Below are 15,850 nucleotides of genomic sequence, written 5' to 3' on the forward strand. Positions count from 1 at the left end.
ATGAGCCAATATGCGCTTTTGATATGCCGCAGCCAGACGGAAGCGATCGGGCTGCGGCGCCATCTGGGCCAGATGGGCGTGCCGGGCGAGGTCGCGCGGCCGCCGCGGCACGAGCGGACTGAGTCGTGCGGCTGGGCGGTGCGCGTCGGGGCGTCGCAGGCGGACGAGGCGGTGCGCCGCCTGCGGCAGCTGGGGCTTTCGCCGTGCCGCGTCATGCCGGACGAGGGGGGCGGCGCATGATCTATCTGGATAACGCCGCGACGACGCTGTATAAGCCGCGCGCGGTGGATGAGGCGGTGCGCCGCGCGATGCACGCGGCGGCAGGCTACGCGCGGGGCGGCTACGCGGCGGCGGCGCGCGCGGGCGAGCTGGTATACGGCTGCCGCGAGCAGGCGGCGGCGCTGTTCGGCGTGCGCGATCCGGCGCGCGTCGTGTTCACGATGAACGCCACGCACGCGCTCAATCTGGCTATTCACGCGCTGGCGAAGCCGGGCATGCGGATCGCAGTCGGCGGATATGAGCACAACGCGGTCATGCGGCCGCTCACGCTGCGCGGGATCGAGCCGGCCGTGCTCGACACCCCGCTCTGGGACGCCGCGGGGATGGAACGGAAAGCGCGGGAAGCGCTGGCTGCGGGGACGGAGCTGTTCATCCTCAACCATGTGTCCAATGTGTTTGGCTTTGCCGCGCCGCTCGACGGGATCGCCGCGCTGCTGGATGCGGCGGGCGTGCCGCTGATTCTCGACGCGTCCCAGTCCGCCGGTATGGTCGGGATCGACGTGCGCCGCCATCCCTGTCTTGCCGCAGTGTGCATGCCCGGCCACAAGGGACTGTACGGGCCGCAGGGTACGGGCATCCTGCTCGCGCTCGACGACCGTATCACGGCCGCGCCGCTGATGGCGGGCGGCACGGGCAGCCTGTCGGAAGAGCCGCGGCAGCCGGATTTCCTACCGGACGCGCTGGAGAGCGGCACGCCCAATGTGCCGGGTATCGCGGGGCTTGCGGCGGGCATCGCGTTTGTGCGCGCGGTCGGCCCGGAGAACATCCTCGCGCATGAACAGGCGCTCCGGCGTGAGTTTGTGCGCGCGCTGGAGCGGGAGGAGCGGATCGAATGCTTTTCCGGCGCGCCGCAGACCGGCGTGCTGTCGCTGCGCGTGCGGGGGATGCCCTGCGAGACCGTGGCGGAGGAGCTGGCGCGGCGGCAGGTCGCGGTGCGCGCGGGCCTGCACTGCGCGCCGCTCGCGCACCGCACGGCCGGCACGGAGGAAACCGGCACCGTGCGCTTCTCTTTCTCCTTTTATTCGACCGCGCGCACGGCGGAGCATGCGGCTGATTTGCTGTGCAAAACCGTAAAAAATCTGTGAATACGCTATACAGGGGAAGCGAATTGTGGTAGTATAGGTAATGTTGAAACCCCGCGTCTCCCCTGCTGTGCGGAGGAATGAAAAATCACAGGACAGGTGGCTTTATGGAGACTTTCCAAAATATTTTCAATACAGCGGCGTTCCAGAATTTCGATTTGCTGTCCTCGCTGCGAAGCAGCGTAAACTCGCTTCAGACAGCGGGCCTGATGGACGTGGTCGACGTTTTGATCGTCGCGTATATCATTTACCGCGTGATGAAGCTGCTCAAGGATACAAGCGCGGCGCGGCTGGTCAAGGGCATCATCGTGCTGCTGCTGGTCATGTTGCTCGCCAGCGTGGCGGGACTGACCACGATTTCGTTTATCCTGCGCAATTCGCTGGGCATCGGCGTGTTCGCCGTGATCGTGATTTTCCAGCCCGAGCTGCGGCGTCTGCTCGAGCAGCTCGGCAAGGGCAACCTGAGCCGCCTGCTCACGCCGGCGGACAACAAGGACGAGATCGAGGAGGCCATCGGCGCGACGGTCGCCGCCTGCGCGGATATGTCCAGAAGCCGGACCGGCGTGCTGATCGTGTTCGAACGGCGGGAGCGCCTCGGCGAGATCGTCGCGACTGGCACCCTGCTGGACGCCGATCCCTCGCCCGAGCTGCTCAAAAACATCTTTTTCAAGAACAGCCCGCTGCATGACGGCGCGCTGATCATGCGCGACGGCCGCATCTGCGCCGCGGGCTGCGTGCTGCCGCTTTCGGGCAGCCAGAACCTGTCCCGCGACCTGGGTACGCGCCACCGCGCGGCGGTTGGCATGAGCGAGTCCTCGGACAGCGTGCTGGTCGTCGTTTCGGAGGAAACGGGCGCGATCTCGGTGGCGATCGGCGGCATGCTCAAGCGCCATCTGTCACCCGAGGTGCTGAAAAAAGTGCTGGAAAGCGAGCTGCTCACTGAGGAAAAGCCGGAAAAGAACCGGCTGACAGCGCTCCGCAACATCTGGAAGGGGGGCGCGGGCAAGTGAGGCAATTCCTGAAAAAGCATGACGTCTGGCTGCGCCTGCTGTCCCTGCTGCTCGCGTTCGTCCTGTGGATCATCGTGCGCGACGCGGATAATCCGGTCAAGCAGAATACCTTTCGGGACATCCCGGTTACCATTACCGGTGAGGAAGAACTGCTGGCGAGCCAGGGCCTGTCGGTGATCGAAAGCACCGCGACCGTGGATGTGGTCGTGGAGGGGCGAAACAACGAGGTAACCGACCCAACGCTGCGGCGCAAGATCACGGCCACGGTCGACGTATCCTCAATCACCGACGGGGCGGGCGAGTATAACCGGCCCGTGCAGGTTGCGGTCAGCAGCGCGGACATCGATCCGGTGCGGGCCAATCCGGTGAGCGTGAGCGTGCTGGTTGATAAGGTGACCACGGTCAGCGTGCCGGTCCGCATCGACGTGACCGGCACGCCCGCGGAGGGGTACCGCGCGGGCAAGGCGGTACCCACGACGACCGAGTCGGTAACGGTCGAGGGGCCGGAGGCCGAGCTGAAAGAGGTCGCTTACGCCTATGCGACGATCAGCGTGGAGGGCGAGAGCCTGACCGTCACCGGTGAGTGCTCGATCGCCCTGTATAACGACGCCGGCGTCCCGATTACGGGGACGCATGTGACCTGCCAGACGGATACGGTCAATGTGCGCGTGCCGCTTTACCCGATCGAGACCATCCCGCTGACCGTTACGCTCAAGGACGGCGAGACGCTCAAGGGCAGCCAGGTGCGCGCGTCTATCAGCCCGCAGAGCGTCAAGGTCCTCGGCGACCAGAACACGCTTGCGGAGCTGACCGAGATCAGCCTGGGCGAGATCGATCTGGACAGCGTCCGGACAGACGTGCCCATCCAAATGGATATCAAGCTGCCGGACAACGTCCGGCTGGACGAGGGACAGCCCTCTACCGCCAGCGTGACCATCACCGTGGCGGATGAAACCGACGGCATTGCGACACGCAAGGTCCAAGTCACGCAGTTCGCCCCGAACGATACCTCGCAGGAGCAGACGCCTTACACGGTCAACGTACTGACCGGATCGGTGGAGATCGAGCTGCGCGGCACGGAGAGCGCGCTCGACCAGGTGGATACCGACGGCTTTTCGATCGGTTTGACCTTTGATTCGGATTCGCTCGGCGCGGGCAGGCATACGGTCAAGGGCGTGGTCGCCGCGACCAGCCTGCCGGCCGGCGTGACCGTGGTGGAAGAGGACGTGGAGGTTGAGATCGAGATTGTGGACAACGGCTCCGGCGGTACGGACGGGGACGCCGCGGCGGGAGCCGCCCCGTCGGATGCGGTCTACCCAGAGGAAAGCGGGGACGGCGCATGAGCATTCTGGTAAGCAATATCCGCCTGCCGTTTGACGAGCCGGAGGCGCTCGCGCTCGCGCAGGCGCGGCGGCTGACCGGCTTGGACGAGGCGCAGGCGGCGGTGTCCCGCGTGAGCATCGACGCGCGGCGCGGGCGGATCTTCCGCATATATACGGTGCGCCTGGACGCGCCCGTGGACGAAAAGGCATTTGCAGAAAAGCTGCAAATGCCCTTCGTGCGTTATAAGCCCGATGAAAAAGCGGCCGTTCCGCGCGGCAAGAAGCGGCTGCGGCACCGGCCGGTGGTCGTCGGCCTGGGGCCGGCGGGCCTGTTCGCGGCCTATACGCTGTCCAGGCACGGCTACGAGCCGCTGGTGCTGGAGCGCGGCGGCGACCTGGACGCGCGCGACCGCGCGGTGCAGGCGTTCTGGAAGGGCGGCGCGCTCGATCCGGACTGCAATATCCAGTTCGGGGAGGGCGGCGCGGGCGCCTATTCGGACGGTAAGCTGACCACCCGCATCGGCGATCCACTGTGCGACGAGGTGCTGAAAACGCTCGCCGCGCACGGCGCGCCGGAGGATATTGTCAAAAAGGCCAAGCCCCATGTGGGTACGGACATCCTGAAAGACGTTGTGCGCTCCATGCGGCGGGAGATCGTGAGGAACGGCGGGGAGGTGCGCTTTCGGACCCCGCTGACTGGCGTGGATGTGCAGAACGGCGCGCTGCGCGCCATCCGCGCGGCCGGCGGCGAGGTCGCGTGCGAGCGCGCGGTGCTGGCGGTCGGCCACTCGGCGCGCGATACGTTTGTTGCGCTGCATCAAAACGGGGTATACTTTGAACCAAAGGCGTTTTCGGTCGGCGTGCGCATCGAGCATCTGCAAAGCGAGATCGACCGCGCGCTGTACGGGAAATATGCGGGGCATCCGCTGCTGCCGCCCGCGGAATACAACCTTTCTCGACGGGCGGGCGGACGGGCCTGCTACACGTTCTGCATGTGTCCGGGCGGCGTAGTCGTCGCGGCGCAGAGCGAGGAACATACGGTCGTTACCAACGGTATGAGCTATCATGAGCGTAGCGGGAAGAACGCTAATGCGGCAATCGCAGTGTCGGTCGACCCCAAAGACTATGATGACGGCACGCCGTTCGGCGGCGTGTCGCTCCAGCGGCAGATCGAACGCGCGGCTTTCGCGCAGACCGGCTCGTACCGCGCGCCCTGCCAGCGCGTGGGGGACTTCCTTGCCGGTAAGCCGAGCAAGGCCGCAGGCGCGGTGCGGCCCAGCTATCCCATAGGGGTAGAGTACAGCGCGGCTACGGCAAGCCTGCCCGCGTTTGCACAGGATATGCTGCGCGACAGCCTGCCTTTTTTTGGCGGGAAGCTGCGCGGCTTTGACGCGCCGGACGCGCTGCTGACCGGACCGGAGACGCGGACTTCATCTCCCGTGCGTATGACGCGCGGGGACGACCTGTTCGGCCGCGGCTGTGCGGGGCTTATCCCCTGCGGCGAGGGTGCGGGCTACGCGGGCGGCATCATGTCCGCCGCAGTGGACGGCATACGGGCCGCGCACCGCATCATGGAGGAATTTCGGCCAATTATGGATTGAGCGCGCGCCGCGGCGCGCAGGAGCAATATTTTTCAGAACGGAGCGATAACATTGACCCAACAGGGAACGATAAAAAAACTATTGCCCGGCCGTATGGCCGAGGTGGAGGTGACACGCCGGTCGGCGTGCGGGCATGACTGCGCCAAATGCGGCGGCTGCGGCGGTCTGGAGACACAAACCCTGTATGTGACTGCGTTCAACGGCGTGGCGGCGCAGGTGGGCGACCGCGTGCTGCTGGAGGGCGAAACCGGCCGCGTGCTGGGCATCGCGGTGCTGGTCTACCTGCTGCCGGTCGTGCTGTTTTTCATCGGCTACGGGGCGGGAAGCGTGCTGGGAGGCGGCGCGGCGCAGGCCGCAATCTGCGGCGGACTCCTGTTCGCACTGGGTATACTCGGCGCGATGTGGTACAGCCGCCAAATGAAGAAAAAGAACGACGTACCGTTCGCAATCACCCAGCGGCTTTGAATAAATTGTGAATTTTTCCGGCTTTCCTGCGCTTATCTCTTGTCTTATCGGAAAAAGTCCGGTAAAATAGATTGAATGTGAAAAGCGTGCGCGCAGCACGCGGCGCGAAAGGGTTTTGTGATGTTTGGCTTTATCCGTCCGGTCAAATCCGAGCTGCGGGTCAGGGAGGCCGACCGGTTCCAGCAGGTATACTGCGGCCTATGCCATGCGATCCGTGCGCGGTACGGCCGGTTCTATACGCTGTTCCTGAGCTACGACATGACGTTCTTCGTCCTTGTTGCCGGAGCGGAGCGGGAGGGGACGCCGCCGCCCTGCAGGAAGCGGTGCGACGCGCATCCGCTGCTCAAGCGCCCCTGCGCCGCACCCGACGACGCGCTTGCGCTTGCGGCCGATGTGAGCGTGCTGCTCTCCTATCATAAATTCCGAGACAGCTTGGCGGATGAAAAGGGCGCGAAGCGGCTGCTGGCATGGCTGCTGTGCGGCCTGGGGAAGCGCGGCTATCAAAGGGCGCGCGCGCGTCTGCCGGACGCGGACCGCGAGATCGTGGCGGCGCTGGACGACCTGCAGGCGATAGAGCGCGAAAAATGCCCGTCCATGGATCGCGCGGCGGACGCCTCGGCGCGCATGACCGCGGCTGTGGTCCCCCGCACGGGGGACGCGCGCGAGCGCGTGCTGCGGCAGATGTTTTACCATATCGGGCGGTGGGTATACCTGCTCGACGCCGCGCAGGACGTGGCGGAGGATCTGGAACAGGGCAATTACAATCCGGTGGTGCTGCGCTATGACCTGCGCACGCCGGATTTGACAGAGATAAAGGATGCGCTCGAGCGGACGCTCGAACGCTCCCTCGCTGACGTCTGCATGGCGTTCGACCTGCTGGACGCGCAGCGCGACGCGGAGCTGATCCGCAATATTATTTTTCTCGGTATGCCGCTCGTCACGCGACAGGTGCTCGACGGAACGTACCAAACGAACGGAGGATGGGGCAAACATGGATCCCTATAAAGTGCTGGGCGTCACGCCACAGACAAGCGACGACGACGTCAAGCGCGCATATCGGGAGTTGGCGCGCAAATATCACCCGGACAATTATATCAATAACCCGCTGGCCGACCTTGCCGAGGCTCGTATGAAAGAGATCAACGAAGCCTACGACATGATTATGAACGAGCGGTCGGGCAAAGCCGGCGGCGCGGGCGGCCAGCAATACGGCGGGCAGCAGTATGGCGGCGGCCAGCAGCGCGCGTATTCCGGCGCGAACGCGGCGTTGTACAGCCAGGTGCGGCAGGCGATCAACCAGGGCAACCTGGGCCTGGCCGAACAGCTGCTGCAGCGGTCGAGCGCGCGGGACGCGGAGTGGTTCTACCTGATGGGTACGGTCTATTACCGCAAGGGCTGGTATGACGAGGCGATGCGCGCCTATACGCAGGCCTGCCAGATGGATCCCTCTAACATGGAGTACCGCACGGCGCTCAACAATCTGAACATGTCGGGCGGCTATGGCGGCTACCGGCCCATGCAGGAGGCCAACATGTGCGATATGTGTATGCAGCTGGCGATTTGCAACTGCTGTATGAACATGTGCTGCAACGCGGGCTGCTGATATGGGAGCGCGGGATATTGCACGGGGCGGCCTACTCGCGGCGGTCGCATTCGTGTTGCTTTATCTGGGCGGGGTATCGCCCTATGCCGCGGTTGCGGCCTGCATCGCCGCGGGTGTGACGAGCGCGGTTCCACTGATCCGTCATGCGCGGGTTCGTCTCGCGGTACTGCTGTATCTGGCGGTTTCGGTGCTCAGCTTGCTGCTGGTGCCGCGAAAAAGTGTAGCGGCAGCTTATGTACTGTTCTGTGGGCTGTACCCCATCATAAAATACTGGGTCGAGTGCTATGCGCCTCGCCGCATGCAGATGGGTATTAAGCTTGCTTATTTTAACCTTATGCTGCTGGCGGCGGCCGCGCTGGCCGTGTTCGTGTTTGTTCCACAGCTTGCCGTCACTGGCCTGGGTTGGGTCGCGGCATTGTGGTTTGCGGCCAATGCTGTATTTTTGATGTATGATGTGGCGTTGTCACGGCTGATCGCCTTGTTGCGCAGAAGCCTGCCGCCCGACTGAAAAGAGGGAACGTAACATGAAGAGTATGACCGGCTATGGCCGTGCCAGGGAACAACTGGACGGGAAAACGATCACGGTCGAGCTGCGCGCGGTCAATCACCGCTATCTGGACTGCACGGTCAAGGCGCCGCGTCAGTACGGCTTTCTGGATGAAGCAGTAAAAAAAGCAGCCGCGTCGCGCATCTCGCGCGGCAAGGTTGAGGTGTTTGTGGGCGTCGAGGTGCAGGAGGGCGGCGATGTGGCCGTTACGGTCAATCATGCGCTGGCCGAGCGTTATCTGGACGCCCTGCATGAGATCGCGGACAAATACGGCCTGCGGGATGACGTGACCGTGACGAGTCTGGCCAAAATGCCCGACGTTTTAGGCTCCGAACGCATCGAGCAGGACGCGGACGCCATGATCCGCGACGTGACCGCCGTGTTTGAAAAGGCCTGCGCCGGCTTTGATGAGATGCGCCTGCGCGAGGGCGAAAAGCTCGCGGAGGATGTCAAAGGCCGTTGCGCGGCCATCGGGCGCATGGTGGGCGAGGTGGAGGCCCGCTCACCGGAGCGCGTGCGCGAATATCGGGAAAAGCTGCTTGCGCGCATGCAGGAGGTGCTGGCGGACACCAGCATCGACGAGACGCGCATCCTGACCGAGGCGGCGGTCTATGCCGACAAGACCGCGGTGGATGAGGAGACCGTCCGCCTGCGCAGCCATCTGCACCAGCTTGACGCCATGCTGCGCGAAACGCAGCCGGTGGGCCGCAAGCTGGACTTCCTTGTGCAGGAGATGAACCGCGAGGCCAATACGATCGGTTCCAAGGCGAACGATGTAGAGATGGCGCGCATCGTGGTGGATATCAAAAGCGAGATCGAGAAGATACGCGAGCAGATACAGAATATTGAGTAAAAGGTCATAAAAGGGGGCAGCGCGGGTGAAGCTCATCAATATCGGTTTTGGAAATATGGTCGCCTCTTCGCGGCTGATCGCGATCGTCAGTCCGGAGTCCGCGCCGGTCAAGCGCACTATACAGGAGGCGCGCGACCGCGGCATGGTGATCGACGGCACCTACGGCCGCCGGACCCGCGCCGTGCTCATTATGGACAGCGACCATGTGGTCCTGTCCGCCCTGCAGCCGGAAACCGTTGCCGCGCGCTTCGCGGGCGACAGCGAGGAAGGGGGGAGCGAGGATGAATAAGGGTACTCTGTATGTGTTTACCGGCCCTTCCGGAGCGGGAAAGGGTACGCTGCTTTCCCGTCTGATGGCCGAGGATGACCGCCTGTTTTATTCGATCTCCGCGACCACGCGCGCGCCGCGCTCGGGCGAAACGGACGGGGTGCAGTACTACTTCCTGACCCGCGCGGATTTTGAGCGGAAGATAGCGCAGAACGCTTTTCTGGAGCACGCCCGATATGTGGATAATTATTACGGCACACTCGAAGCGCCGGTCAACGAAAAGCTGGCCGAGGGGTACGATGTGATTCTGGAGATCGAGGTGCAGGGCGCGATGCAGGTGCATCAGAAGCGTCCGGACGCGGTGATGGTGTTTATCGCGCCCCCGTCGTTCGAGGAGCTGGCCGCGCGGCTGCGCGGACGCGGCACAGAGGACGAGGAAAAGGTGCGAAAGCGCCTGGAAACCGCGAAAGAGGAACTGAAAAGCAGGGACAGGTTCGATTATGTCGTCGTCAATGACGAGATCGACCGCGCGGTGCGCGAGCTGCAGGGCATTCTGGCGGCGCGGCGTACATAACGCGCAGATCATGAGCATAAATAATACAAAGGGTAATATAAGGAGAATGGATTACAATGCTGAAACCTTCGATGCAGGAATTGATGAAACGTGTGGGCAACCGCTATCTGCTGGTCAACCTCGCGGCGCAGCGCGCTCGCGATATCGCTGACCAGGCAGAGGAAACGGGCGAGCAGCTTTCCGATAAGGCGGTCAAGCTGGCGCTGGACGAGATCGCCGCAGGGGAAGTAGTGTACCGCCCAGGACCGCGCACTGCGCCGGTCATCATCAAGAACAACGCGATCGCGGCTGCGATGGTGGATGTGGACGATTCGATCGATCTGGACGAAGACGAGGACGAGGAAGGCGCCGAGCGTGAGGAGGACGAGGAGGAGGATGACCGCCGCCTCGACGAGTTCGACGACCATGAGCTGGACGACGGCGACGTACCGGAAGAGGACCGGTAAGCCATGCGCGTGAGCGGAAAGACCGTAGTTCTGTGCGTGACCGGCGGCATCGCGGCGTATAAGGCCGCCGACCTGACCAGCAAGCTGCGGCAGGCCGGCGCGCAGGTGCGCGTGCTGATGACCGAGTCGGCCACGCAGTTTATCGCTCCCATGACGTTTGAAACCCTGTCCGGCTACCGGACGGTCGTGGATACGTTCGATCGCAGCTTCGCGTGGGAGGTCGAGCATATCTCGCTGGCCAAGGCGGCGGATGTGTTTGTGATCGCGCCCGCGACCGCAAACGTCATTGCCAAGGCCGCGCACGGCATCGCGGATGATATGGTGACGACGACGCTTCTGGCGACCCGCGCGCCGGTCGTGGTAGCGCCCGCAATGAATACGGGCATGTACGATAATCCGGTCACGCAGCAGAACCTGCGGACGCTGCGCGAACGGGGCTTCCATATCATCGATCCGGCGGCGGGCCATCTCGCCTGTGGCGACACCGGCCGCGGCAAGCTGCCGGACACGCCCGCGCTGCTCTGGGGCATTGAAAAAGCGCTCACCCCGCAGGATCTCGCGGGGCGGCGCGTGCTGGTCACCGCTGGACCGACGCAGGAGGCGATGGATCCGGTCCGTTTCCTGTCCAACCACTCCACAGGCAAGATGGGCTACGCGGTAGCGGCGCGCGCGGCGCTGCGCGGCGCGGAGACAACGCTGGTTTCCGGACCGACCGCGCTTGACACGCCGGCGGGCGTTCAGCGGGTGGATGTGGTTTCAGCGTGCGAAATGTACGACGCGGTCGTATCCCGCGCGGCGGAGCAGGATATGATCGTCAAGGCGGCCGCGGTGGGGGATTACCGCCCCGCGGAGACCGCGGCGGAAAAGCTCAAGAAGGGCGAGGGGGAGCTGACGCTCGCGCTGGCGCGCAATCCGGACATCCTGGCCGAGCTGGGGCGTAAAAAGCGCCCCGGGCAGTTGCTCTGCGGCTTCGCGATGGAAACCCAGAGCCTGTTGGAGAACGCCGCGGAGAAGCTGCGGCGGAAAAACTGCGATATGTTGGTGGCCAACTCCCTGCGCGACGCGGGCGCGGGCTTCGGCACGGATACCAACGTCGCGACGCTCCTGTTTGCGGATGGGCGGCGCGAGACCCCGCCTCTGATGAGCAAGGAAGCGCTCGCGGACGTGATTTTGGACCGGCTGCTCGCGATGCGGCAGGCGCGGGCGTGACCGCCCGCCGCGGGGATGGGATGCGTGTCCCCGCATGGCGGATATCAGGCGCATAAGGAGGCGTATCCATTGGCGGAAAAAATCTGCGCGGTCGCCGTGGATGCGGCGACCTATGCGATCGACAAGCTATATTCCTACCGTGTGCCGGACGAGCTGCGGGAACAGGTGCGGATTGGCACCCGTGTTCTCGTGCCGTTCGGCTTTGGCAATAAACGGGCGGAAGCGGTCGTACTCGCGTTCCGGAAGGACGACGGCGGGCATCCGCTCAAGCCCGTGGTGGAGGTGCTGGACGACGCGCCGGTGCTGGACGCGCGGCAGCTCAAGCTGGCCGCGTGGATGCGTGAGCGGCTGTACTGCACCTATTTCGACTGTGTGCGCGTCATGCTGCCCGCCGGGCTGTGGTTCAAGCGGAACGAAACCTACACGCTTGCGCCGGATGCCGACCTCGCCGCGCTGCGGGCGCGCGAAGGCGAGGCGGGCGCGGTGCTCGCGCTGTTCGACCGGCCGGGGCAGACGCTTGCGGCCTCGGATATCCGGCAGCGGCTGGGCGGCAGAAGCATGACCCGTGTGCTGGACGCGCTGGCAGGCGAGGGCGTGCTGACCTATCGCAGCAATACCGCCCAGCGGTCGGGCGATAAGACCGAACGGATGCTTTCCCTGGACGTGGAGGCCGGCGCTGCGGCGGCTCGGATCGGCCGGCGTAGCCCCGCGCGGCTGGATGTGGTGTCCATCCTTGCGGATGGCGGCTGGATGAGCTGGAAAGAGCTTTGCTACATGACGGGCGTATCCGACGCCGCGCTGCGCGATATGGTCAAAAAAGGGCTGCTGCGTATGCGGCACGAGGAGCGGCTGCGCGCGCCGGATTTTTCCGAGGTGCCGAAAGCCGCGCCGCCGGTGCTAAGCACGCAGCAGCAGCAGGCGTTCGACGGGCTTGCCGCGCTTCTGGACGAAAGGACGCCGCGCGCCGCGCTGCTGTTCGGCGTAACGGGGAGCGGCAAGACGCAGGTTTACCTGAAGCTGATTGCCAGAGCGCTGGGGCAGGGACGCGGCGCGATCGTGCTGGTGCCTGAAATCGGGCTGACGCCGCAGGTATTGCGCCAGTTTGCGGCTCAGTTCGGGGATGAGGTTGCGGTGCTGCATTCCGCGCTTTCGGTCGGAGAGCGGTACGACAGCTTCAAAAAGATACAGTCCGGCCGCGCGCGCGTGGTGATCGGCACGCGGTCGGCGGTGTTCGCGCCGGTGAAAGACCTCGGCATCCTGATTATCGACGAGGAGCAGGACGGGGCGTACCGGTCCGAGCAGTCCCCGCGCTACCACGCGCGGGACGTAGCCAAGTACCGCGCCGCGCAGGAGAACGCGCTGCTCGTATTCGGCTCCGCGACCCCGTCGGTCGAGACCTATTACGGCTCCCAGCAGGGGAAATATCCGGTGTTTACACTCAGCGAGCGGTTCCTCGGCGCGGGGCTGCCGGATGTGCTGATCGCCGATATGCGCGGCCTGGCCCGAGAGGGACGGGGGGGCGTGATCGGTCCGCAGTTGGAAAGCGAGCTGATCGGCGCGCTCGGGCGGGGAAAGCAGGCGATCCTGTTCCTCAACCGGCGCGGCAACAGCCGCGTGATCGGCTGCGCGATCTGCGGCTGGGTTCCGGAATGCCCGTCCTGTTCAACCAGCATGACCTATCATTCGGCCTCCGGACGGGCGATGTGTCATTACTGCGGGGCGTCGGTCAGGATCACCGGAAGGTGTCCGGCCTGCGGCGGGGAAAGCCTGTTTACCGAAACGCCCGGCACGCAGAAAGTTGAGCAGGAGCTGCATGAGAAATTCCCAGCCGCGCGCGTGCTGCGTATGGACGCGGACACCATGCACACCAAGGGCGCACATGAAAAGCTGCTTGCGCAGTTCGCCAAGGGCGAGGCGGATATCCTGCTCGGCACCCAGATGGTGACCAAGGGGCTGGATTTTGAAAACGTCACGCTGGTCGGCGTGCTGGACGCGGACCAGAGCCTGTATGCGCAGGATTACCGCGCGCGTGAGCGCACGTTTTCGCTCATCACGCAGGTGGTGGGGCGCGCGGGACGGCGGTTCGATACCGGAAAGGCGGTCATTCAGACTTACAGCCCCACGCATCCGGTCATCCTGGCTGCAGCGCGGCAGGATTATGAGGCGTTTTTCGAGCGCGAGCTGGAAACCCGCCAGGCGCTGCGGTGTCCGCCGGTATGCGACCTGACCGTGCTGACCGCGGCGGGTGAGGTCGAGCAGCAGGTGTTGAAAAGCCTGCTCGCCCTCAAGGCCCGCCTGCAAAGCCTGATGGAAGGGCAGTACGCAGATGTAAAGGCACCGGTGCTGGGGCCGGCGGCGGCGCAGGTGGTGCGGGTGATGGGGCGCTACCGCTATCACCTGACCATGCGCGCGAGGAACACCGCGCGGTGGCGCTCGCTGATCGCGGGCGTGCTGCGCGAATTCCTGCTTGACAGCAAAAACCGCGGCGTGACCGTGTTTGCGGATGAAAATCCGGACTTGTAGCACGCCGCGCAGGAGAGAAACGATTATGGAACAACAATGGACCATCCGGCTGTCAGCGCCACAGGACGCGGCCGCGCTGCTGGATATTTACACGCCGTACATCACGGATACGGCCGTAACCTTTGAATATGACGTACCCACGGCGGAGGAATTCGCCGCGCGGGTACGGGAGATATCCGCCTGGTACCCCTATCTGGTGTGCGAGCGGGCGGGGGAAATCGCGGGCTATGCCTATGCGCACCGCCTGCGCGAGCGGGCGGCATACGACTGGGCCGCCGAACTGTCCGTATATCTGGCGCGCGGGATGCAGGGGAAAGGGCTGGGTACTATGCTGTACCGCTGCCTGATCGAGCTGCTTGGGCTGCAGCATTTGCGCGGCCTGTACGGCTGCGTCACGCTGCCGAATGAAAAAAGCGAGCGGCTGCACAGAAAGCTTGGCTTTGTGGACGCGGGGATATGGCGCGCGTCGGGCTGGAAGGCTGGCACATGGCATGATGTCGGCTGGTTTGAAAAGCGTCTCGGCGGCGCGGGCGCGCCCGAACCGGTGATCGCTTTCCCGTTGCTGGACGAAAAGAAGATACAGGAATGTTTGCAACGCTACACGGAAATGCTGAATATGGAGGAATGAAACGCTATGGCACTTCGTAAAATTCTGACGCAGGGCGACGAGCAGCTTTTGAAGCGCAGCCGCAAGGTGGAAAAGTTCGACGCGCGCCTGCATACCCTGATCGACGATATGCGCGAAACGCTCGAGAATTCGGGCGGCGTGGGGCTGGCTGCGCCGCAGGTCGGCGTGCTGCGCCGCGTGGTCGTGCTGCTGGACGTGAACCAGGAGCCGGAAGAGATGGTCGAGCTGGTCAACCCCGAGGTGGTTGAGCAGAGCGGCGAGCAGCGCATCGTGGAGGGCTGCCTGTCCGTGCCGGGCGTGTACGGCTACGTCACCCGCCCAACCTGGGCCAGGATCCGCGCGCAGGACCGCGACGGCAACTGGTTCGAGCGCGAGGGCGAGGGCATCGTTGCCCAGTGCTTCTGCCATGAGACCGAGCATCTGGACGGACATCTGTTCACCGAAAAGGTGGAGGAGTATGTGGACATCGAGGAGCTGCAGCGCGAAGACGGGGAAGAGGGCGAGCCGGAATGAGGCTTGTGTTTATGGGCACGCCGGATTTCGCCGTGCCGAGCCTGCGTGCATTGCTCGACGCGGGGCATGAGGTGTGCGCGGTGTATACCCAGCCGGATAAGCCGCAGGGCCGCAGGCAGGTACTGACCGCGCCGCCGGTCAAGGAGCTGGCGCTCGCGCGCGGCATTCCGGTCTGCCAGCCCGCGACGCTGAAAAACGAGGACGAGCAGGAACGGCTGCGCGCGCTCGCGCCGGAGGCGGTCATCGTGGTGGCGTACGGCAAGCTGCTGCCGCGGGCAGTGCTGGACATCCCGCCGCGCGGGTGCATCAACGTACACGGCTCGCTGCTGCCGCGCTGGCGCGGTGCGGCGCCTATCCAGTGGTCGGTCATCGCGGGCGACGAAAAGGCCGGTGTGACCACCATGCAGATGGCCGAGGGGCTGGATACCGGCGGTATGCTGCTGACCTATGAGACACCGATCGGCGCGCGGGAGACCGCGGGCGAGCTGTTCGACCGGCTGGCACAGGCGGGCGCGGCGCTGCTGATCGAGACGCTGGAGCGGCTGGACCGTATCACACCCGTCCCGCAGGACGACAGCCGAAGCTGCTATGCGCATATGCTGGATAAGCAGATGGCGGTGATCGACTGGACCAAGCCCGCGCGCGCCGTGGACTGCCTGATCCGCGGGCTCAACCCCTGGCCGGTCGCGCTGACCACGCTCGCGGGCGCGCGGCTCAAGGTATACGCCGCCGAGCCGGTTTCCGGACACGGCCGGCCGGGCGAGGTGCTGGAAAGCGACCCGAAAAAGGGCCTCACCGTTGCGTGTGGCGAGGGCGCGCTCCGGCTGACCGAGATCCAGCCCGTTGGCGGCAAACGCATGGGATGCGCGGATTTCCTGCGCGGTCATGCGGTGGAGAAGGGAAACTTTTTAGGCAGATAAAGGAGTA

The 15,850-nt window shown here is 64.7% G+C and carries 18 protein-coding genes; all 18 read left to right on the forward strand.

What is annotated here, in order from left to right; translation table 11 throughout:
- The 18 genes from OCV66_RS09400 (at position 1) to fmt (ending at position 15,843) form a co-directional block, all read left to right on the forward strand.
- The gene (locus OCV66_RS09400) at positions 1-240 is read left to right on the forward strand and encodes a DUF3343 domain-containing protein (protein WP_054327471.1); all 240 of its coding nucleotides are present in this window, start codon (positions 1-3) and stop codon (positions 238-240) included.
- Positions 237-1,364 carry an aminotransferase class V-fold PLP-dependent enzyme gene (locus OCV66_RS09405; protein ID WP_147574191.1) on the forward strand — a complete coding sequence of 376 codons (1,128 nt, stop codon included), beginning with the start codon at positions 237-239 and terminating at the stop codon, positions 1,362-1,364. The genes OCV66_RS09400 and OCV66_RS09405 overlap by 4 nt, the downstream gene beginning before the upstream one ends.
- Before the next feature lie 104 nt (positions 1,365-1,468).
- Positions 1,469-2,371 carry a diadenylate cyclase CdaA gene (gene cdaA, locus OCV66_RS09410; protein ID WP_054326659.1) on the forward strand — a complete coding sequence of 301 codons (903 nt, stop codon included), beginning with the start codon at positions 1,469-1,471 and terminating at the stop codon, positions 2,369-2,371.
- Positions 2,368-3,714, forward strand: a complete 1,347-nt coding sequence (locus tag OCV66_RS09415; protein ID WP_054326660.1) for a CdaR family protein — start codon at positions 2,368-2,370, stop codon at positions 3,712-3,714. Before cdaA ends, OCV66_RS09415 begins: the two co-directional genes overlap by 4 nt.
- Positions 3,711-5,294 carry an NAD(P)/FAD-dependent oxidoreductase gene (locus OCV66_RS09420; RefSeq protein ID WP_147574192.1) on the forward strand — a complete coding sequence of 528 codons (1,584 nt, stop codon included), beginning with the start codon at positions 3,711-3,713 and terminating at the stop codon, positions 5,292-5,294. Before OCV66_RS09415 ends, OCV66_RS09420 begins: the two co-directional genes overlap by 4 nt.
- A 51-nt stretch (positions 5,295-5,345) precedes the next feature.
- Entirely contained in the window at positions 5,346-5,759 is a 414-nt protein-coding gene (locus OCV66_RS09425; protein ID WP_147574193.1) for a SoxR reducing system RseC family protein, read from the forward strand.
- Between the two features lie 120 nt (positions 5,760-5,879).
- Positions 5,880-6,764 (forward strand): DUF5685 family protein, encoded by an 885-nt coding sequence (locus tag OCV66_RS09430; RefSeq protein WP_054326662.1) that lies wholly within the window; start codon positions 5,880-5,882, stop codon positions 6,762-6,764.
- Complete coding sequence (locus tag OCV66_RS09435; protein WP_054326663.1) at positions 6,751-7,362, forward strand: J domain-containing protein; 612 nt, start codon at positions 6,751-6,753, stop codon at positions 7,360-7,362. The genes OCV66_RS09430 and OCV66_RS09435 overlap by 14 nt, the downstream gene beginning before the upstream one ends.
- Position 7,363: 1 nt before the next feature.
- Positions 7,364-7,870, forward strand: coding sequence for a hypothetical protein (locus OCV66_RS09440; protein WP_054326664.1), 507 nt, complete (start codon positions 7,364-7,366; stop codon positions 7,868-7,870).
- 16 nt (positions 7,871-7,886) lie between these two features.
- Positions 7,887-8,762 (forward strand): YicC/YloC family endoribonuclease, encoded by an 876-nt coding sequence (locus OCV66_RS09445; RefSeq protein ID WP_054326665.1) that lies wholly within the window; start codon positions 7,887-7,889, stop codon positions 8,760-8,762.
- Positions 8,763-8,787: 25 nt separating this feature from the next.
- The gene (gene remA / locus OCV66_RS09450) at positions 8,788-9,051 is read left to right on the forward strand and encodes an extracellular matrix/biofilm regulator RemA (protein WP_082396900.1); all 264 of its coding nucleotides are present in this window, start codon (positions 8,788-8,790) and stop codon (positions 9,049-9,051) included.
- Positions 9,044-9,604 carry a guanylate kinase gene (gene gmk / locus OCV66_RS09455; protein WP_054326666.1) on the forward strand — a complete coding sequence of 187 codons (561 nt, stop codon included), beginning with the start codon at positions 9,044-9,046 and terminating at the stop codon, positions 9,602-9,604. Before remA ends, gmk begins: the two co-directional genes overlap by 8 nt.
- A gap of 56 nt (positions 9,605-9,660) precedes the next feature.
- Entirely contained in the window at positions 9,661-10,050 is a 390-nt protein-coding gene (gene rpoZ, locus OCV66_RS09460; protein ID WP_262564337.1) for a DNA-directed RNA polymerase subunit omega, read from the forward strand.
- Positions 10,051-10,053: 3 nt separating this feature from the next.
- The gene (gene coaBC, locus OCV66_RS09465) at positions 10,054-11,259 is read left to right on the forward strand and encodes a bifunctional phosphopantothenoylcysteine decarboxylase/phosphopantothenate--cysteine ligase CoaBC (RefSeq protein WP_054326667.1); all 1,206 of its coding nucleotides are present in this window, start codon (positions 10,054-10,056) and stop codon (positions 11,257-11,259) included.
- A 69-nt stretch (positions 11,260-11,328) separates the two neighbouring features.
- Positions 11,329-13,782: a replication restart helicase PriA gene (gene priA, locus OCV66_RS09470; protein ID WP_243182425.1), complete on the forward strand. Its 2,454-nt coding sequence runs from the start codon at positions 11,329-11,331 to the stop codon at positions 13,780-13,782.
- Positions 13,783-13,807: 25 nt separating this feature from the next.
- Positions 13,808-14,410: a GNAT family N-acetyltransferase gene (locus OCV66_RS09475; RefSeq protein WP_054326668.1), complete on the forward strand. Its 603-nt coding sequence runs from the start codon at positions 13,808-13,810 to the stop codon at positions 14,408-14,410.
- 6 nt (positions 14,411-14,416) lie between these two features.
- Entirely contained in the window at positions 14,417-14,923 is a 507-nt protein-coding gene (gene def / locus OCV66_RS09480) for a peptide deformylase (protein WP_054326669.1), read from the forward strand.
- Entirely contained in the window at positions 14,920-15,843 is a 924-nt protein-coding gene (fmt, locus tag OCV66_RS09485) for a methionyl-tRNA formyltransferase (RefSeq protein WP_054326670.1), read from the forward strand. Before def ends, fmt begins: the two co-directional genes overlap by 4 nt.
- Positions 15,844-15,850 lie beyond the last annotated feature (7 nt).

It is taken from the genome of Agathobaculum ammoniilyticum (assembly GCF_025567315.1).
Lineage (GTDB): Bacteria > Bacillota > Clostridia > Oscillospirales > Butyricicoccaceae > Agathobaculum > Agathobaculum ammoniilyticum.